Below are 16,986 nucleotides of genomic sequence, written 5' to 3'. Positions count from 1 at the left end.
ACCTATGCAACATCTTGATGTCACCGTGGTCAGCCAGGCGATAAGCTGGCTGCAGCAACAGCCGGTCTGGTTATGCACCGTGCTCAGTACCTATGGCTCTTCGCCGCGGTCGCCGGGCGCGCTGATGGCGGCGACCCGCGACGGCCGCTACAGCGGTTCGCTGTCGGGCGGCTGTGTGGAGGAGGATTTTTTGCGCCGCGTGGCCGCCGGGGAGTATCAGGCGGCCAGCCAGGTGATCCGTTACGGCGAAGGCGGCATGACGCCCAACGTGGCGCTGCCCTGCGGCGGCGTGTTGGACGTGCTGATCGAATACCTGCCGGCGGGTGAAGGCAGCATCGCTTACCTGCAACGCATCGCCGGCGCGCTGGAAGGGCATCACGCGTTGATCAAACGCCTGACGCTGCCCAACGCCTGCCACAGCCTCGAGAAAAGCCACTTCACCAGCGCCACGCAGGTCGAACGCCGGCTCGAGCAGATCACCCTGCACATCGCGGCCGCGCCGCGCCTGCTGATCGCCGGGCTGTCCAGCGTGGCGCTGTACTGCGCCGATTTCGCCGTGGCGCTGGGGTTTGAGGTGCTGGTGTGCGAGAACCGCCCTGAGGTGCTGGATAACTTTGCCGCCGAGCTGAAACCGGGCGTGACGTTGCTGCGCCAGTTTCCGGCCAAATTTATTGAAGAAGGGGGATGCCACGCCAATACCGCCGTCGTGGCGCTGACCCACGATCCGCGCATGGACGACCTGACGCTGATGGAAGCGATCCACACCCCGGCGTTTTACATCGGGGCCATGGGATCGCTCAGAAACAGCGCGCGGCGGCGCCAGCGTTTGCAGCAGATTGCCGAATTCACGCCGCAGGAGCTGGAACGCATCCATGCGCCGATCGGCCTGCCGCTGGGCAGCAAAACCCCGGCGGAGATCGCCCTGGCGGTGATGGCGGCGATCGTGCAGCAAAAAAACCGGCTGCCGGCCGCCGACGGGATCAATGCAGCGGCACCACCGGCACCAGATGCTGCAGCTCCAGATGCAGTTCCTCTTTCCCGCTCAGCGAATAGCTGAACACCGTAATGTCCGGCCCGTCACCGCGGGCCAGCCCCATTTCGGGCAACACCTGCGTGTAGATCTGAATGATGTGGTCGTTGAGCGCCACCGGCTTGCCGGAATAGCGAAAACGGCAAAACTCGCCGTGGATCTCCGGCAGCGGCTCCAGCACCACGCCTTCGCGCAGCGGGTATTCCGTCGTCACGCCCAGGGTATAATCGACCCTGACCCGCTCGCCGTCCGGCACCAGCTGGGTAAACGAATAGGTTTGCGTCGGGCGCTCGCCCAACAAGGTGTAGAACTGCCCCCGCAGCGCGCTGCGCTGTGGCAGGTGCGACTTGTCCAGCTTCTCGATATCCAGGTGATAAGCGTACTGCTTGCCGTGAAAGGCGTATTGCCCCCGGGCGATGCTGACGCGTTCAACCTGAATATCGCCGGGCTGGCTGGCCGCCAGCGAACGCACCAGATTGCTGAAGTCCTGCTTGCGGGCATGGCGATACACGCTGGGCGATTCGGCGAAGTGTTTCTTGAAACAGCGCGAGAACGTCTGCTGGTTATCGAATTGGTATTCGACCGAGATATCGAGAATGCTCTTCTGCGTGAAACGCAAGGCGAAAGCGGCGAGGTAGAGGCGGCGAGCGCGGATGTACGAGGCTAACGACAACCCGGTCTGCTTCTTGAACATGCGCTGCAGGTACCATTTCGTATAGCCTGACTTGGCGGAAACGATATCCAACGACAGCGGATTGGTCAGGTTATCTTCAATCCAGACCAGCAATTCCTTGATATGACTTTCCTGCGTACCCATGTGCTTGCCGAACCTTCTGTTGCCGATATTCCATTAGTCGAATTTTAGTGCTATCCGCGTAGGGTATACAGGTTAAAACTCGACGTCCAGCAAGCTACAGGACTTTACACACTCCCCTTCACCGCCCGCAGGCGGCGAAGGGGGCCGCGCTTATTTCAGGCAGCTGGAGCACTGACCGGCCTGGATCTTCTGGAAGAAGTCATTGCCTTTGTCATCCACCAGGATAAACGCCGGGAAATCCTCCACTTCGATTTTCCAGATCGCTTCCATACCCAGCTCAGGATACTCCACGCACTCCAGGCTCTTGATGCTCTGCTGCGCCAGCACCGCCGCCGGGCCGCCGATGCTGCCGAGGTAGAAACCGCCGTGCTTGTGGCAGGCATCCGTCACCTGCTGGCTACGGTTGCCTTTCGCCAGCATGATCATGCTGCCGCCGTGAGATTGCAGCAGATCGACGTAGGAGTCCATACGTCCGGCGGTGGTCGGCCCCAGCGAACCGGACGCGTAGCCCTCCGGCGTTTTGGCCGGGCCGGCGTAGTAGATCGGGTGATCCTTGACGTACTGCGGCAGGCCTTCACCGCGATCCAGACGCTCTTTCAGCTTGGCGTGCGCGATATCGCGGCCGACGATGATGGTGCCACTCAACGACAGGCGGGTGGAAACCGGGTACTGCGACAGCTGTTTAAGGATCTCGGCCATCGGGCGGTTGAGATCGACTTTGATCGCCTCGCCTTCCCCGGCCTGACGCAGTTCCTGAGGAATGAATTTACCCGGATTGTGCTCCAGTTTTTCCAGCCAGATGCCGTCGCGGTTGATCTTGCCTTTGATGTTGCGGTCCGCCGAGCAGGAGACGCCCATGCCGACCGGGCAGGACGCGCCGTGGCGCGGCAGGCGCACCACGCGGATATCGTGCGCGAAGTATTTGCCGCCGAACTGCGCGCCCAGCCCCAGGTTTTGCGCTTCTTGCAGCAGCTCCGCTTCGAGTTCCAGATCGCGGAACGCCTGGCCATGCTCGTTGCCTTCGGTGGGCAGGCCATCGTAATACTTGGTCGAGGCCAGCTTGACGGTTTTCAGCGTCGCTTCCGCCGAGGTGCCGCCGATGACGAACGCCACGTGGTACGGCGGGCAAGCCGCGGTGCCTAACGTGCGCATCTTGTCGACCAGGTAGTTTTTCAGTTTTCCCGGCGACAGCAGCGCCTTGGTTTCCTGATACAGATAGGTTTTGTTGGCGGAACCGCCGCCCTTGGCGATGCACAGGAACTTGTACTCTTCGCCGTCCACGCTGTAGAGATCGATCTGCGCCGGCAGGTTGCTACCGGTATTGACCTCTTTATACATATCCAGCGCGGCGTTCTGCGAATAGCGCAGGTTCTCTTCGATGTAGGTGTTGTACACCCCACGCGACAACGCCGCTTCATCGCCGCCGCCGGTCCAGACGCGCTGGCCCTTTTTGCCGACGATGATCGCCGTGCCGGTGTCCTGGCAGGTCGGTAAAATACCCTTGGCGGCGATTTCTGAGTTACGCAGAAATTGCAGCGCAACGTACTTGTCGTTTTCGCTGGCGTCCGGATCGTCGAGGATATCGGCCACCTGCTGTTGGTGCGCCGGGCGCAGCATGAACGAGGCGTCGTGGAACGCATGCTGGGCAAGCAGGGTTAACGCTTCAGGGGCAACTTTCAGAATTTCCTGGCCTTCAAATTCGCTCACGGAAACGTGGTCGCGGCTCAGCAGGTAGTATTCGGTATCGTCTTTCTTCAGCGGGAACGGATCTTGATAGTGGAACGGTTTATTCGACATTGATCTCTCACTTGCAACATCAGCTGCGTTAAATTCACACTTGCGGCGCACGGCTCGGCGCCTTGTCAAAAAACTGCCTCCACCTTACGTATTTTTAATCAGTCAGTTATTGCGCCAAATCGCAAAATAACCGCTCTTTGCGTAAGGAATTACCACAGGCGGCGTTTCAACCTTGCTCGGTGAGAACTGCGGGTACAGGCTCATCATGCACGCTTTATTATCCCGCAGTTAACACATTGATTACAATCCATCGGCGGCGATCGTCTTATCAATGTGGCGAAAAACCGGCGCGCAGCGCCAAGAAAGCGTCGGATGCGGATTTAGGCCGGGGCATATTGTCAGCCGCCGTGCCATTGCTTAAGCTAGGCCGCAATGAACAAACCAAGAATCCCCATCGCGCTGCAACAAGCGGTGATGCGCTGCCTGCGAGAAAAGCTGCAGTTGGCACGCCGGCATTTTGCCGTCGAGTTCCCCGAACCCAGCATCGTCTATCAGCAACGCGGCACCAGCGCGGGCACCGCCTGGCTGCAAAGCTGGGAAATCCGTCTGAACCCGGTGCTGCTGCTGGAAAACCAACAGCCGTTTATCGATGAAGTGGTGCCGCACGAGCTGGCGCACCTGCTGGTGTTTCGCCAATTCGGCCGGGTGGCGCCGCACGGCCGCGAATGGCGCTGGATGATGGAAAGCGTACTGCTGACCCCCGCCAGCCGCACTCACCGTTTCGAAACCGCCTCGGTGCAAAGCAAAACCTTCCCCTACCGCTGCGGCTGCGGGCAGCACCAGCTCACCATTCGCCGCCATAACCGCGTGCTGCGCGGCGAAAGCGAATACCGCTGCCGCCGGTGCGGCGAAAAACTGAAATTTCTTGCTAGCGAGAACCTTTAGTTAAACGATTTATACGTTAAAACAAGCAAATATCGCCATTTGCCACTACCGGCAAGTTCCGTTACCCTGCCTGCTTTTCCAATTTTGAGCTGTTTTGGAATATGCTTCGCAGAATTTTGTTTATGGCGGTTTTCGCCGCAGGCGCCGTACAGGCGCACGGCATCAATAATTTTTCTCAGGCCAAGGCGGCGGCGGCCAAGATTAACCAGGATGCGCCGGGCAGTTTTTACTGCGGCTGCCGCATCGACTGGCAAGGCAAGAAGGGCATCCCGGATCTCGCCGGCTGCGGCTATCAGGTGCGTAAAAACGCCCAACGCGCGCAGCGCATCGAGTGGGAACACGTGGTGCCGGCCTGGCAGTTCGGCCACCAGCTGCAGTGCTGGCAGGACGGCGGGCGCAAGAACTGCAACAAAGACGCCACCTATCGCCAGATAGAAACCGATCTGCACAACCTGCAGCCGGCGATCGGCGAAGTGAACGGCGACCGCAATAACTTCATGTACAGCCAATGGAACGGCGGTGAAGGCCAATACGGGCAATGCCCGATGAAGGTGGACTTCAAGAATAAACAGGCGGAGCCGCCCGCCCGCGCCCGCGGCGCCATTGCCCGCACCTACTTCTACATGCGCGATCGCTACCAGCTGCGGCTGTCACGCCAGCAAACCCAGCTGTTCGAGGTGTGGAACCGGCAATATCCGGTGAGCCAATGGGAATGTCAGCGTGAAGCACGTATCGCCAAGGTGCAGGGCAACCACAACCCCTATATTCAACAGGCTTGTCAGCAGCGGAAAAGCTAACCTACTATAGCCTTTATCTTTCATGGCGCCGCCAACCCGCGGCGCCGTTTCGTCAGGATCAGACTACCCATGCGCATACCCCGCATTTACCATCCGCAGCCGTTGACCGATCGGGCGGAGATCGCCCTGAGCGAGGACGCCGCCAACCACGTCGGCCGCGTGCTGCGCATGAGCGCCGGCCAGGCGCTGCAGCTGTTCGACGGCAGCAACCAGGTGTTCGACGCCGAGATAGTTCGGGTGGACAAAAAGAGCGTGCTGGTGCGCCTCGGCGACGGCCGCGTGGATGACATCGAATCGCCGCTCAACCTGCATCTGGGCCAGGTGATCTCGCGCGGCGAGAAGATGGAGTTCACCATTCAGAAGTCCATCGAGCTGGGCGTCAACGTCATTACCCCGCTGTTTTCCGAGCGCTGCGGCGTCAAACTGGACGGCGAGCGTCTGGCGAAGAAAATCCAGCAATGGCAAAAGATCGCCATCGCCGCCTGCGAACAGTGCGGCCGTAACCGCATTCCCGAAATCCGCGAGGCGATGTCGCTGGAAGCCTGGTGCGCCGAGCAGGACGGCAGCCTGAAGCTCAACCTGCATCCGCGCGCCAGCCACAGCATCAACACGCTGCCGCAGCCGGTAGACCGCGTCCGCCTGCTGATCGGCCCGGAAGGCGGTTTGTCCGCCGACGAAATCGCCATGACCACCAACCACGGATTTACTGATATTCTGCTGGGGCCACGCGTGCTGCGTACCGAAACCACAGCGCTCACCGCCATTACCGCTCTGCAGGTCCGCTTCGGCGACCTGGGTTAAAGGAGAAAAGATGATTAAGCTCGGCATCGTGATGGACCCTATCGATTCCATCAACATCAAGAAAGACACCAGCTTCGCCATGCTGCTCGAAGCGCAGCGCCGCGGTTACGAATTGCACTACATGGAGATGAACGATCTCTATCTGCACGCCGGTGACGGGCGCGCCCGCACTCGCCTGCTGAGCGTGAAGGAAGACAAGGAGAACTGGTTCAGCTTCGGCAGCGAGCAGGATCTGGCGCTGCACGATCTGGACGTGATCCTGATGCGCAAGGATCCGCCGTTCGATACCGAATACATCTACGCGACCTACATTCTGGAGCGCGCCGAAGTCAAAGGCACGCTGGTGGTCAACAAGCCGCAAAGCCTGCGCGACTGCAACGAGAAGCTGTTCACCGCCTGGTTCCCGGAACTGACGCCGGACACGCTGGTCAGCCGCAGCGCCGCGCACATCCGCAAATTCCACCAGCAGCACGGCGACGTCATCCTGAAGCCGCTGGACGGCATGGGCGGCGCGTCTATCTTCCGCGTGAAGCAGGACGATCCTAACCTGTCGGTGATCATCGAAACCCTGACCGAACACGGCAGCCGTTTCTGCATGGCGCAGAACTTCCTGCCGGCGATCAAGGACGGCGACAAACGCATTCTGGTCGTCGACGGCGAGCCGGTGCCTTACTGCCTGGCGCGCATTCCGGCGCAGGGCGAAACCCGTGGCAACCTGGCGGCCGGCGGCCGCGGCGAAGCGCGTCCGCTGAGCGAGAGCGACTGGAAAATCGCCCGCGCCGTCGCGCCGACGCTGAAAGAGAAAGGGCTGATCTTCGTCGGCTTGGACGTGATCGGCGATCGCCTGACCGAAATCAACGTGACCAGCCCAACCTGCGCGCGCGAAATTGAGGCGGCATTCCCGATCTCGATTACCGGCATGCTGATGGACGCGATTGAAAAGCGCCTGGCGGCGAAATAATGCGTCATGCGGGCGGCCTGCCGCCCGCTATCCTGTATCGCGCCCGCCAAAGCACGCCTTTTCACGCGGCTTGAAAGGCGGCGGGTATAGCCGCATACTGGCGGCTGTTTATTTTCTCACCCATTGATTACCTTATACTAACGCCATGAATTTACAGCACCATTTTCTGATCGCCATGCCCACCCTGCAGGATCCTCGCTTCAAGCGCTCGGTGATTTACGTCTGCGAGCACAACGAAGAAGGCGCCATGGGTTTGGTGATCAATAAACCGGTGGAGCAGTTCACGGTAGCCACGGTACTGAGCAAGCTGAAGATCATGCCGCCTGCGCGCGATCCTGCCATCAGCCTGGACAAGCCGGTGTTCGCCGGCGGCCCGCTGGCGGACGATCGCGGATTTATCCTGCATACGCCGCGCCACGGCTTCGGTGCCAGCATTCAAATTTCCCCCAACACCATGATCACCACCTCGAAAGACGTGCTGGAAACGCTCGGCACCCCGGAACAACCGGACGACGTGCTGGTGGCGCTGGGTTATGCAGGTTGGGAAAAGGGCCAGCTGGAGCAGGAGGTGTTGGAGAACGCCTGGCTGACCATCGAGGCCAACACCGACATTCTGTTCCGCACGCCGATCGCCAGCCGTTGGCGCGAGGCGGGGAACCTTCTGGGTATCGACATTCGCAGCATCGCCAACCACGCAGGACACGCCTGATGAGTAACCGCACCATTATCGCCTTCGACTTCGGCACCAAAAGCATCGGCGCGGCCGTCGGCCAGGAGTTGACCGGCAGTGCCCGCGCCCTGCCGGCCTTCAAAGCGCAGGACGGCTCGCCGGACTGGCTGAAAATCGAAAAGCTGCTGAAGGAGTGGCAGCCGGATCTGGTGGTGGTCGGCCTGCCGCTGAACATGGACGGCACCGAACAACCGGTGACCGCCCAGGCGCGCAAGTTCGCCAACCGCCTGCACGGCCGCTTCGGCATTCAGATCGATCTGCATGACGAGCGCCTGAGCACCGTGGAAGCCCGCGCCAACCTGTTCGATCGCGGCGGCTTCCGCGCGCTCGACAAAGGCAGCGTGGATTCCGCCTCTGCGGTGGTGATCCTCGAAAGCTGGTTCGAACGGCAGCTGGGTTAACTCCCCGCCCCTTCGCCAACACAATCCCCCAACACGCCGGCGTCGATCCGCTGCTGCAAACCTTGCTCAAAGGTTTGCATGCCGGACTGCGCGCCGGTTTGCAACACGCTCGCCAACTGATGGGTTTTCCCTTCGCGGATCAGGTTGCTGACCGCCGCCGTCGCCGTCAGCACCTCAAAGATCGCCACTCGCCCGCCGCCGGGCCGCCGCATCAGCTTTTGTGCGATCACCGCCTGCAGGCTGCCGGCCAGCTGGGCGCGCACATAGGGTTTCTCTTCCGCCGGAAACACGTCCACCAGCCGTTCCACCGCCTGCGGCGCGCTGCGGGTGTGCAGCGTCGCCAGCACCAGATGGCCGGTCTCCGCCGCGGTGAGCGCCAGCCGAATGGTGGCGACATCGCGCAGCTCGCCCAGCAGGATCACATCCGGATCTTCGCGCAGCGCAGCGCGCAACGCCGTATCGAAGCTGTGACTGTCGCGGCCGATCTCCCGCTGCTGAATCAGCGATCGTCGGCTGCGGTGCAGGAATTCGATCGGATCTTCCAACGTCAAAATGTGCCGCGGCTGGTGCCGGTTGATCTCGTCAATCATCGCCGCCAGCGTGGTGGACTTGCCGCTGCCGGTGGCGCCGGTGACCAGGAGAAGCCCGTCGTCGCGCCGCAGCAGTGCCGGGACGATGGCCGGGGCCGCCAGCTCGGCAAGCGAAGGCGCCTGCCCAGCGATGCGCCGCAATGCGAGAGACATCCCCGCGCTTTGCTGAAAAACGTTGGCCCGCAACCGCTCCCCACCCGGCCTGTGCAGCGCCAGATCGAGCTGCCCCAGCCGCCGCAGGCTCTCGCGCTGCTGCACACTCAGCAATCCGTCGCAGAGGGCCTGCACGCCTTGCGCCGTCAGCGTTGGCGCCGCCGCCAGCGGCTGCAGCTCACCGTCGATGCGCAACATCGGCGGATGGCCGGCACAAAGGTGCAGATCGGAAGCATTATGCTTTACACTAAGGGCCACGAATTCATCGATATCCATATCACTCTCCCGGGTCAATAATGAGCACTATCCAACAGAACCTGCAGGATGTCAGAAACCGCATCGCGGCCGCCGCGCAAAACTGCGCGCGGGCGCCAGAAGAAGTTGCTCTGCTTGCAGTCAGCAAAACCAAACCTGTGGCGGCGATCGAAGAAGCCATCGCCGCGGGCCAGCGCGCCTTCGGCGAGAACTACGTGCAGGAAGGGGTAGACAAGATCCGGCATTTCGCCGAGTCGCCGCAGAGCGGCGAGTTGGTGTGGCACTTTATCGGCCCGCTGCAATCCAATAAGAGTCGGCTGGTGGCGGAACACTTCGCCTGGTGCCATACCGTAGATCGGCTGCGCATCGCCCAGCGCCTGAGCGATCAGCGTCCGGCCGGTATGCCGCCGCTCAACGTGCTGATTCAAATCAACATCAGCGATGAGCAGAGCAAATCCGGCATCGCGCTGGCCGAGCTGCCGGCGTTGGCCGAAGCGATCGCCGCGCTGCCGAACCTGACGCTGCGCGGCCTGATGGCCATTCCGGCGCCGGAAGCGGATTACCAGCGGCAGCTGGCGGTATTCAGCCGGATGAACGACGCCTTTCTCGCCCTGCGTCAGCGTTATCCGCAGGCCGATACGCTGTCGATGGGCATGACGGACGACATGGCGGCGGCGATCGCCGCTGGCAGCACCCTGGTGCGCATCGGCACCGCAATTTTTGGCGCCCGCGACTACTCGCAGGCCTGACAAACAGACGAGGGATTTGATGCAACATCGCAAGATTACCTTTATCGGCGCCGGCAACATGGCGCGTGCAATCATCGCCGGCCTGGTGGCGGGCGGCTATCCGGCCAAATCCATCAGCGTCTGCGCCCCTTCGGCGAAAAACCGTGACGCGCTGGCGGCGGACTACGGCATCGTCAGCAGCGGCGACAACGTCGCCTGCGCGCGCGCGGCCGACGTGGTGGTGCTGGCGGTCAAACCGCAGCTGATGGCCGACGTTTGCCAGCCGCTGCGCGAGCAGGTCGATTTCAGAGGCAAGCTGGTGCTGTCGATCGCCGCCGGTATTCAGGTCAGCCGTTTCTATCAGCTGCTCGGCGACAAGCTGAACATCGTGCGCATCATGCCCAACACCCCGTCGCTGGTCGGCAAGGGCATGAGCGGATTGTACGCACCGGAGCAGGTCAGCCGGCAGGATCGCGACTACACCAGCGATTTAATGGCGTCGGTCGGTAAAGTTTGCTGGGTCGGTGACGAAAATGGCATCAACGGCGTGATCGCCGCTGCGGGCAGTGCCCCGGCCTATTTCTTCCTGTTTATGGAAGCGATGCAGAAAGAGGCCGAACGCATGGGCTTCGACAGCCAAACCGCGCGCGATCTGGTGCAACAGGCCGCTTCCGGCGCCGCCGCGCTGGTTGAGGCCAACCCGGATACGCCGCTAGGCACGCTGCGCGAGCAGGTGACATCCAAAGGCGGCACCACCGCCGAAGCGCTGCGGGTGTTCAACGAACGCCAACTGGCGGAAACCGTGGCGCAAGCGATGCAGGCCGCCGTTTCCCGTGCGCAAGAGATGGAAAAATTATTTTAAATAACCATGAGTTAAGGAGAAGGACCACTTCATGCTAACGCTGACTTTCCTGGTCAAAACCGTTATTGATCTGTACGTGATGGTGCTGTTGCTGCGCATTTGGATGCAATGGACGCGCACCGATTTTTACAACCCGTTCTCGCAGTTTGTGGTGAAGATCACCCAGCCGATCGTCGGCCCATTGCGCCGCATCATCCCGTCGCTGGGGCCTATCGACAGCGCTTCGCTGCTGCTGGCGTTCCTGCTGATGACCATCAAGTACCCGCTGCTACTGCTGATCCAGGGCGGCGCGATGTCGCTCAGCCCCTATAACCTGCTGTTCGGCCTAATCTCGCTGGTGAAGTCCGTCGGCTACCTGATCTTCTGGGTAATGATCATTCGTGCGCTGATGAGCTGGGTAAGCCAGGGCCGCAGCCCGATCGACTACGTGATGTACCAGCTGACCGAACCCTTGATGGCGCCGATCCGTCGCATCATCCCGGCGATGGGCGGCATCGACTTTTCCGCCATGGTGGTAATCCTGATCCTCTATCTGCTCAACTACCTGGGCATGGATCTGTTCCCCCAACTTTGGTTCCTGCTGTGAGTGCAGTCACTCCGGTGCTGGACGGGCTGGCGATCAGGCTATATATTCAGCCGAAAGCCAGCCGCGACCAAATTATCGGCTTGCATGGCGACGAACTGAAAGTCGCCATCACCGCTCCGCCGGTCGACGGCCAAGCCAACGCCCATTTGATCAAGTTTATCGCCAAGCAGTTCAAAGTGGCGAAAAGCAGCGTCACCATCGAGAAAGGCGAACTGGGGCGGCATAAACAGTTACGCATCGTGAATCCGCAACAGATCCCCGCCGTGGTCGCGGCGCTCATCGAATAATTTTCAAGGTAGTCATTATGCAAAAAGTCGTTCTTGCCACCGGTAACCCGGGCAAAGTGCGCGAACTTGCCGACCTGTTGGCCGATTTCGGCCTGGACGTGGTCGCGCAAACCGATCTGGGCGTGGAATCCGCCGAAGAGACCGGGCTGACGTTTATCGAAAACGCCATTCTGAAAGCGCGCCATGCGGCACAGGTCACCGGCCTGCCGGCGATCGCCGACGACTCCGGCCTGGCGGTCGACGCGCTGGGCGGCGCGCCGGGCATCTACTCCGCACGCTATGCCGGTGAAGACGCCGACGATCGGCAGAACCTCGACAAGCTGCTGGCGGCGCTGAAAGGCGTAGCGCCGGGCCGGCGCGGCGCGCAATTCCACTGCGTGCTGGTCTATCTGCGCCATGCGGAAGATCCGACGCCGCTGGTGTTCCACGGCAGTTGGGCCGGTGAGATCACCGAGCAGGCCGCCGGCGAAGGCGGCTTCGGTTACGATCCTGTCTTCTACGTACCGGAGCTGGGCCGCACCGCCGCCGAGCTGAGCCGCGACGAGAAGCGGGCGATTTCGCACCGCGGCAAGGCGCTGACGCTGATGTTGGAAGCCATGCGCAATGCTTAAGCTGCCCCCGCTGAGTCTCTACATTCACATCCCGTGGTGCGTGCAGAAATGCCCGTACTGCGACTTCAACTCCCATGCGCTGAAGGGTGACGTGCCGCATCAGGAGTATGTCGATCATCTGTTGGCGGATCTGGATACCGATCTGCCGCTGGCCGGCGGCCGGGAGATAAACACCATCTTCATCGGCGGCGGCACCCCCAGCCTGCTGAGCGCAGAGGCGATGCAAGCCTTGCTGGACGGCGTGCGGGCGCGCATACGCGTCGCCGACGACGCCGAAATCACCATGGAGGCCAACCCCGGCACCGTGGAGGCCGATCGCTTCAGCGGCTACCAGCGCGCCGGCGTCAACCGCATCTCCATCGGGGTGCAAAGCTTCAGCGCCGAGAAGCTGACCCGCTTAGGGCGCATCCACGGCCCGGAAGAGGCCAAGCGCGCGGCAACGCTGGCGACCGGCCTCGGCCTGCGCAGCTTCAACCTCGATCTGATGCACGGCCTGCCGGATCAGTCGCTGGAAGAGGCGCTGGACGATCTGCGCCAGGCTATCGCCCTGAACCCGCCGCACCTGTCGTGGTATCAGCTGACCATCGAGCCGAACACCCTGTTCAGCTCGCGCCCGCCGGTTTTGCCGGACGACGACGCGCTGTGGGATATCTTCGAACGCGGCCACCAGCTGCTGAGCGCCGCCGGCTATCAGCAGTATGAAACTTCGGCCTATGCCAAACCGGGCTACCAATGCCAGCACAACCTCAACTACTGGCGCTTCGGCGACTATCTGGGGATCGGCTGCGGCGCGCACGGCAAGGTGACCTTCAGCGACGGGCGCATCCTGCGCACCGCCAAGACCAAGCACCCGCGCGGCTTTATGCGCGGCGATTACATGGACAAGCAGCATGAGGTGGCGGCGGCGGATCGGCCGTTCGAATTCTTCATGAACCGCTTCCGCCTGCTGGAAGCTGCGCCGCGCGCCGACTTCGTCAACTACACCGGGCTGGCGGAAAGCGTCATTCGCCCGCAGCTGGACGAAGCGCTGGCCAAAGGCTATCTGGAAGAAACCGCAGAGCACTGGCAAATCACCGAGAAGGGCAAACTGTTCCTCAACTCGCTGCTGGAACTGTTCCTGGCGGACGACGAGTAAAAAAAAGCGCTGAATAATCAGCGCTTTTTTATTGGTGTTAATCTGGGTAAAACGTCTGAGACAGAATCTGCTGAGTTTCCCAGATGCCGTTTTCCGGATATACATCCAGCCCAGTTTCGGCCGTAGCGAGCGCAACGGCCTTCGACCAGACGACATCCAGCCAATCAGCATCGCTCAGTTTACCTTTTAGGCTGGGCGACTCTTTCAAGCTGTAAAGCACCTCTTTGCGCTGCGCTTTAATCGTTCTCTCCCAGCTGGTTCCGCGCCTGGCCGGCTGATATTTCCATTTAAGCAAATGTGCAATCAGCACCGTCATCCGGCTAGCAAGTTCCCTTTGCTCGCTCTTCCCCACGTCCTCAATCTCCTCGGCGATCTTTTCAATATCGATCTCAGACAATTTTCCGGAGCGCAAAAGAGCGGCCTGTTCATTTGCCCAGGCAACAACATCGGTTTCGTAACGTGTATGGCTCATAGCGTCCTCCGTAAACATCCATAAATCTGTACGTAGTTTGACCAGTCTGTCAGATAAGCTTAAGAAGGTCAAAAAACATACTGCCGAGAAGGTTCTTGAATCACTTCAACGCCTTCAGAAGATCCTTGCGCTGGGTTTCCAGTGCGGTGACGCGGTTGCAAACGTCGTGACCGAAGTTCTGGAAGTCCTGCTCCTGGTTGTTCCACTCGTTCTGGATCGCCTTCTGCAAGCCGCCCAGGTTGCCCATGATCGCCTGCAGCGGGTTGCCGCCGCTGTTGGCAGCCTGTTTGACGCCCATCTCGTTCAGGCTGTCCTGCAGCACGCCGCCCATGCTCTGCTGCACGATGTTGCGGCCATCCTGTTCCACCTGGTCAATCGCCTTGTGGTGGAAGGTCAGGCCGTCGCTGCGGTGCTCGATGATGCGGTTCATCTGCTGTTTCAGCTGGCCGTTGAGGGTGGTCAGCCGGTTGCGCACGTTGCTGTTGCTGCCCAGCTCTTTGACGATCACCTTATCCAGCGCTGCGCGGGCTTTCTCCAGGTGTTTCTGCGCGCCGTCGTCGATCCACGGCAGCTGCTTGCGCAGCGCGCTCTGGTAACTGAAGGCTTTCTGCCGCTGGCTGTCGCTCAGGCTCAGCGCCTGACCGTTGCGGATCACGTCACCATCCGGCGAAATTTGCAGGTCGCCGCTGGCGCCTTTCACCTGCACGCTCTGCGGGCTGATGATCACATCGTCCTGGGGTTTAACGCTGCATTGGTACTCGGCGTGGGCCTGCGCGGCAGTCGCCGCCAGCAGCAGTAAGGCTAACCCGGTTTTCTTCAACATAGCTTCTCCTGACTCCCATCCAGATTGGGATTAAAAAATCGAACGACCGATACGTTGAGACAACAGTTCCAGCGCCGCAGTTCCCGCCAGCGAGTTGCCGGAAGCATCCAGCTCCGGCGACCAGACGACGATCGACAGCTCGCCCGGCACAATGGCCACGATGCCGCCGCCCACGCCGGACTTGCCCGGCATCCCCACCCGATAGGCGAATTCGCCGGCGCCGTCGTACATGCCGCTGGTCATCATCAGGGCGTTGATCTGCCGGGCCTGCAGCGGGCTGATCACCGTCTCGCCGTTGAGATCGCGGCCGTGATTGGCCAGATAGACGAAGCTGCGCGCCAGCTCCACGCAGCTCATGCGCAGCGCACAGTAGTGGAAATAGGTTTGCAGCACGGTGATCACGTCGTTCTCGAAGTTGCCGAACGACTTCATCAGATAGGCGATGGCCGCATTGCGATCGGAGTGTTCGAACTCGGAGCGCGCCACCCGCAGGTCATAGGCCAGGTCGTCTTCGCCGGCCAGCTGGCGCACCACCTCCAGCATGCGCTGTTTGGGGGCGCTGAGCCGGGTTTGCAGCATGTCGCACACCACCAGCGCGCCGGGGTTGATAAACGGATTGCGCGGTTTGCCCTGCTCCATCTCCAGCTGCAGCAGCGAGTTGAACGGCAGGCCGGAAGGCTCTTTGCCGACGCGCCGCCAGATCTCAGGCTCCTGATAGCGCGTCAGCGCCAGCGTCAGGCTCAGCACTTTGGAGATCGACTGAATGGAGAAGCGCTCCGCGGCGTCGCCGGCCTGGAACAGTTCGCCATCCACCGTGCAGACGGCGATCGCCAGCCGATCGGCGGGCACTTCCGCCAACGCCGGGATGTAGTCGGCCACTTTCCCCTGACCAATCAGCGGGCGCACCTGTTGCAGGATCTCCTCCAGCAACGCGTTATCCAATGTTGTTACCACCTCGGTCACACTCCGGGCAAAACAAAGGCGCCGTTAAGGCACCTTAGATCAATAAAACGGCGCGGCGCGAAGCCGCGCTCATCGGGCAAGCGCGATCAATCCCACCAGATATCGAACAGATCGCTGACCTTAACGTCGGTCAGTTTGCGCGCTTCCAGCCAGTTTTTCACCAGCTCGCGCTGCTCGTCGGTGCAGTGGCCGATCTTCTGCAGGCAGATCAGACCTTCCCACTGCAGGTAGCCGCTGCCGTCAAACGCCAGGCCGTTCGGCTCGATCACTTCATCGATGAAGGTATCCAGCGTGCTGTCGATGTCTTCCACCGACGTGCCTTCGGCGAAGCGCCAGGCTACGGAGAAACCCAGCTCCTGAAATTCTTCAATGTGCAACTTTTTACGTAAACGACGACTGCGGTTCTTAGCCATTATTCTTTCCTCTCAAACATCAAGTCCCAAACGCCATGTCCCAGGCGCTGGCCGCGTAATTCAAATTTCGTCAGTGGGCGCGAATCCGGACGCGGCACGTAATCATTATCGCTGGAAAGATTACGGTAGCCTGCGACCCCGTTCATAACCTCTAACATATGTTCCGCATAAGGTTGCCAATCGGTGGCCATGTGGAAGACGCCGCCGGTCTTCAGCTTGCGCAGCACCAGTTCGACAAACGGCGTTTGCACGATGCGGCGCTTGTTGTGGCGCGCCTTGTGCCACGGATCGGGGAAGAACAGCTGCACCATATCCAGCGAGCCGTCCGGGATCATGTTTTCCAGCACCTCAACCGCGTCGTGGCACATCACGCGCAGGTTGCTCAGCTTCGCCTCGTGGGCGTCGGCCAGGCAGGCGCCCACGCCCGGCGAGTGCACTTCGATCCCTAAAAAGTTCTGCTGCGGGTTGTTGCCCGCCATGGTCACCAGCGAGGCCCCCATGCCAAAACCGATCTCCAGCACCGTCGGCGCGTCGCGGCCGAACAACGCGGTGAGATCGACAGCGTCAGCCTGATACTCCACGCCCATCACCGGCCAATAGTTCTCCAGCGCGTGCTGCTGGCCTTTGGTCAGCCGCCCCTGGCGGCGGACAAAACTGCGGATACGGCGCATCGCGCGGCCGTTCTCATCAAATTCCGGGGAGATGACGTCATTAATCATAGTGCTTTCTGTCTGTTTGGCTGCCAATTAGGGAAACGCGCATTATGCAAAGATACATTGGTTTAGCAAGTGTTCATCTTCTGTACCCGCCGTGCGGCGTCGGAAAGTTCCGGTTTACAGCACCATGACTCTATGCTGCAATCTCGCTTCATTTTCTGCCGGATAACGAC

At 60.9% G+C, this 16,986-nt stretch carries 21 protein-coding genes; 13 read left to right on the top strand and 8 right to left on the bottom strand.

What is annotated here, in order from left to right:
* The first annotated feature begins 4 nt into the window (after positions 1–4).
* Positions 5–1,057: an XdhC family protein gene (locus tag ACJ8QI_RS18620; protein ID WP_442532926.1), complete on the top strand. Its 1,053-nt coding sequence runs from the start codon at positions 5–7 to the stop codon at positions 1,055–1,057.
* Here the strand turns inward: ACJ8QI_RS18620 and ACJ8QI_RS18615 are convergent.
* A complete protein-coding gene (locus ACJ8QI_RS18615; protein ID WP_084827149.1) occupies positions 981–1,847 on the bottom strand; it encodes a helix-turn-helix domain-containing protein in 867 nt (288 codons plus the stop codon). The two genes, ACJ8QI_RS18620 and ACJ8QI_RS18615, sit on opposite strands and share 77 nt — an antisense overlap.
* A gap of 150 nt (positions 1,848–1,997) precedes the next feature.
* Positions 1,998–3,644 (bottom strand): class I fumarate hydratase FumA, encoded by a 1,647-nt coding sequence (fumA, locus tag ACJ8QI_RS18610; RefSeq protein WP_033635936.1) that lies wholly within the window; start codon positions 3,642–3,644, stop codon positions 1,998–2,000.
* 372 nt (positions 3,645–4,016) lie between these two features.
* Here fumA and ACJ8QI_RS18605 point away from each other — a divergent pair, with 372 nt between their 5' ends.
* The 6 genes from ACJ8QI_RS18605 (at position 4,017) to ruvX (ending at position 8,219) form a co-directional block, all read left to right on the top strand.
* Positions 4,017–4,529 (top strand): SprT family zinc-dependent metalloprotease, encoded by a 513-nt coding sequence (locus ACJ8QI_RS18605; RefSeq protein ID WP_016930082.1) that lies wholly within the window; start codon positions 4,017–4,019, stop codon positions 4,527–4,529.
* A gap of 101 nt (positions 4,530–4,630) precedes the next feature.
* Complete coding sequence (gene endA / locus ACJ8QI_RS18600; RefSeq protein WP_038879275.1) at positions 4,631–5,326, top strand: deoxyribonuclease I; 696 nt, start codon at positions 4,631–4,633, stop codon at positions 5,324–5,326.
* Between the two features lie 69 nt (positions 5,327–5,395).
* Entirely contained in the window at positions 5,396–6,127 is a 732-nt protein-coding gene (gene rsmE, locus ACJ8QI_RS18595) for a 16S rRNA (uracil(1498)-N(3))-methyltransferase (protein WP_033635938.1), read from the top strand.
* Positions 6,128–6,137: 10 nt separating this feature from the next.
* Complete coding sequence (gene gshB / locus ACJ8QI_RS18590; RefSeq protein ID WP_047729854.1) at positions 6,138–7,088, top strand: glutathione synthase; 951 nt, start codon at positions 6,138–6,140, stop codon at positions 7,086–7,088.
* A gap of 145 nt (positions 7,089–7,233) precedes the next feature.
* Positions 7,234–7,797, top strand: coding sequence for a YqgE/AlgH family protein (locus tag ACJ8QI_RS18585; RefSeq protein ID WP_033635940.1), 564 nt, complete (start codon positions 7,234–7,236; stop codon positions 7,795–7,797).
* Complete coding sequence (ruvX, locus tag ACJ8QI_RS18580) at positions 7,797–8,219, top strand: Holliday junction resolvase RuvX (RefSeq protein ID WP_015379046.1); 423 nt, start codon at positions 7,797–7,799, stop codon at positions 8,217–8,219. Before ACJ8QI_RS18585 ends, ruvX begins: the two co-directional genes overlap by 1 nt.
* Here ruvX and ACJ8QI_RS18575 read toward each other — a convergent pair.
* The gene (locus ACJ8QI_RS18575; protein WP_342145023.1) at positions 8,216–9,238 is read right to left on the bottom strand and encodes a type IV pilus twitching motility protein PilT; all 1,023 of its coding nucleotides are present in this window, start codon (positions 9,236–9,238) and stop codon (positions 8,216–8,218) included. The genes ruvX and ACJ8QI_RS18575 overlap by 4 nt on opposite strands.
* Before the next feature lie 20 nt (positions 9,239–9,258).
* Between ACJ8QI_RS18575 and ACJ8QI_RS18570 the strand changes: the two genes are divergently transcribed.
* Genes ACJ8QI_RS18570 through hemW form a run of 6 tightly spaced genes read left to right on the top strand, consistent with a single transcriptional unit; the run spans position 9,259 to position 13,426 of the window.
* Positions 9,259–9,966, top strand: a complete 708-nt coding sequence (locus ACJ8QI_RS18570; RefSeq protein ID WP_060422654.1) for a YggS family pyridoxal phosphate-dependent enzyme — start codon at positions 9,259–9,261, stop codon at positions 9,964–9,966.
* Between the two features lie 19 nt (positions 9,967–9,985).
* Complete coding sequence (gene proC, locus ACJ8QI_RS18565) at positions 9,986–10,807, top strand: pyrroline-5-carboxylate reductase (RefSeq protein ID WP_442532925.1); 822 nt, start codon at positions 9,986–9,988, stop codon at positions 10,805–10,807.
* A gap of 31 nt (positions 10,808–10,838) precedes the next feature.
* Positions 10,839–11,393 carry a YggT family protein gene (locus ACJ8QI_RS18560; protein WP_442532924.1) on the top strand — a complete coding sequence of 185 codons (555 nt, stop codon included), beginning with the start codon at positions 10,839–10,841 and terminating at the stop codon, positions 11,391–11,393.
* The gene (yggU, locus tag ACJ8QI_RS18555; RefSeq protein WP_033649585.1) at positions 11,390–11,680 is read left to right on the top strand and encodes a DUF167 family protein YggU; all 291 of its coding nucleotides are present in this window, start codon (positions 11,390–11,392) and stop codon (positions 11,678–11,680) included. The genes ACJ8QI_RS18560 and yggU overlap by 4 nt, the downstream gene beginning before the upstream one ends.
* A 17-nt stretch (positions 11,681–11,697) precedes the next feature.
* Positions 11,698–12,291, top strand: coding sequence for an XTP/dITP diphosphatase (locus tag ACJ8QI_RS18550; protein ID WP_047729848.1), 594 nt, complete (start codon positions 11,698–11,700; stop codon positions 12,289–12,291).
* Positions 12,284–13,426 (top strand): radical SAM family heme chaperone HemW, encoded by a 1,143-nt coding sequence (gene hemW, locus ACJ8QI_RS18545; RefSeq protein ID WP_442532923.1) that lies wholly within the window; start codon positions 12,284–12,286, stop codon positions 13,424–13,426. The genes ACJ8QI_RS18550 and hemW overlap by 8 nt, the downstream gene beginning before the upstream one ends.
* Before the next feature lie 37 nt (positions 13,427–13,463).
* Here the strand turns inward: hemW and ACJ8QI_RS18540 are convergent, their stop codons facing one another.
* The 5 genes from ACJ8QI_RS18540 to trmB form a co-directional block, all read right to left on the bottom strand.
* Positions 13,464–13,898, bottom strand: coding sequence for a DUF29 domain-containing protein (locus ACJ8QI_RS18540; RefSeq protein ID WP_016930094.1), 435 nt, complete (start codon positions 13,896–13,898; stop codon positions 13,464–13,466).
* A gap of 100 nt (positions 13,899–13,998) precedes the next feature.
* Complete coding sequence (locus ACJ8QI_RS18535; protein ID WP_038879295.1) at positions 13,999–14,721, bottom strand: DUF2884 domain-containing protein; 723 nt, start codon at positions 14,719–14,721, stop codon at positions 13,999–14,001.
* 30 nt (positions 14,722–14,751) lie between these two features.
* Positions 14,752–15,675, bottom strand: a complete 924-nt coding sequence (gene glsB / locus ACJ8QI_RS18530) for a glutaminase B (protein ID WP_033649631.1) — start codon at positions 15,673–15,675, stop codon at positions 14,752–14,754.
* Positions 15,676–15,770: 95 nt separating this feature from the next.
* The gene (locus ACJ8QI_RS18525) at positions 15,771–16,097 is read right to left on the bottom strand and encodes a YggL family protein (RefSeq protein ID WP_019456098.1); all 327 of its coding nucleotides are present in this window, start codon (positions 16,095–16,097) and stop codon (positions 15,771–15,773) included.
* Positions 16,097–16,816: a tRNA (guanosine(46)-N7)-methyltransferase TrmB gene (gene trmB / locus ACJ8QI_RS18520; protein WP_060441033.1), complete on the bottom strand. Its 720-nt coding sequence runs from the start codon at positions 16,814–16,816 to the stop codon at positions 16,097–16,099. The genes ACJ8QI_RS18525 and trmB overlap by 1 nt, the downstream gene beginning before the upstream one ends.
* Between the last annotated feature and the right edge of the window lie 170 nt (positions 16,817–16,986).

The sequence above is a fragment of the Serratia sp. CY84636 genome (assembly GCF_052166245.1).
GTDB lineage: Bacteria > Pseudomonadota > Gammaproteobacteria > Enterobacterales > Enterobacteriaceae > Serratia > Serratia nevei.
Note: the sequence above shows the minus strand (reverse complement) of the source record. Positions and strands in the feature narration are given on the sequence as shown.

Bases quoted from the DNA above. Each gene is read 5' to 3' on its own strand.
- ACJ8QI_RS18620 (WP_442532926.1), top strand. From the start codon at position 5: ATGCAACATCTTGATGTCACCGTGGTCAGCCAGGCGATAAGCTGGCTG.
- ACJ8QI_RS18615 (WP_084827149.1), bottom strand. From the start codon at position 1,847: ATGGGTACGCAGGAAAGTCATATCAAGGAATTGCTGGTCTGGATTGAA.
- fumA (WP_033635936.1), bottom strand. From the start codon at position 3,644: ATGTCGAATAAACCGTTCCACTATCAAGATCCGTTCCCGCTGAAGAAA.
- ACJ8QI_RS18605 (WP_016930082.1), top strand. From the start codon at position 4,017: ATGAACAAACCAAGAATCCCCATCGCGCTGCAACAAGCGGTGATGCGC.
- endA (WP_038879275.1), top strand. From the start codon at position 4,631: ATGCTTCGCAGAATTTTGTTTATGGCGGTTTTCGCCGCAGGCGCCGTA.
- rsmE (WP_033635938.1), top strand. From the start codon at position 5,396: ATGCGCATACCCCGCATTTACCATCCGCAGCCGTTGACCGATCGGGCG.
- gshB (WP_047729854.1), top strand. From the start codon at position 6,138: ATGATTAAGCTCGGCATCGTGATGGACCCTATCGATTCCATCAACATC.
- ACJ8QI_RS18585 (WP_033635940.1), top strand. From the start codon at position 7,234: ATGAATTTACAGCACCATTTTCTGATCGCCATGCCCACCCTGCAGGAT.
- ruvX (WP_015379046.1), top strand. From the start codon at position 7,797: ATGAGTAACCGCACCATTATCGCCTTCGACTTCGGCACCAAAAGCATC.
- ACJ8QI_RS18575 (WP_342145023.1), bottom strand. From the start codon at position 9,238: ATGGATATCGATGAATTCGTGGCCCTTAGTGTAAAGCATAATGCTTCC.
- ACJ8QI_RS18570 (WP_060422654.1), top strand. From the start codon at position 9,259: ATGAGCACTATCCAACAGAACCTGCAGGATGTCAGAAACCGCATCGCG.
- proC (WP_442532925.1), top strand. From the start codon at position 9,986: ATGCAACATCGCAAGATTACCTTTATCGGCGCCGGCAACATGGCGCGT.
- ACJ8QI_RS18560 (WP_442532924.1), top strand. From the start codon at position 10,839: ATGCTAACGCTGACTTTCCTGGTCAAAACCGTTATTGATCTGTACGTG.
- ACJ8QI_RS18550 (WP_047729848.1), top strand. From the start codon at position 11,698: ATGCAAAAAGTCGTTCTTGCCACCGGTAACCCGGGCAAAGTGCGCGAA.
- hemW (WP_442532923.1), top strand. From the start codon at position 12,284: ATGCTTAAGCTGCCCCCGCTGAGTCTCTACATTCACATCCCGTGGTGC.
- ACJ8QI_RS18540 (WP_016930094.1), bottom strand. From the start codon at position 13,898: ATGAGCCATACACGTTACGAAACCGATGTTGTTGCCTGGGCAAATGAA.
- ACJ8QI_RS18535 (WP_038879295.1), bottom strand. From the start codon at position 14,721: ATGTTGAAGAAAACCGGGTTAGCCTTACTGCTGCTGGCGGCGACTGCC.
- ACJ8QI_RS18525 (WP_019456098.1), bottom strand. From the start codon at position 16,097: ATGGCTAAGAACCGCAGTCGTCGTTTACGTAAAAAGTTGCACATTGAA.
- trmB (WP_060441033.1), bottom strand. From the start codon at position 16,816: ATGATTAATGACGTCATCTCCCCGGAATTTGATGAGAACGGCCGCGCG.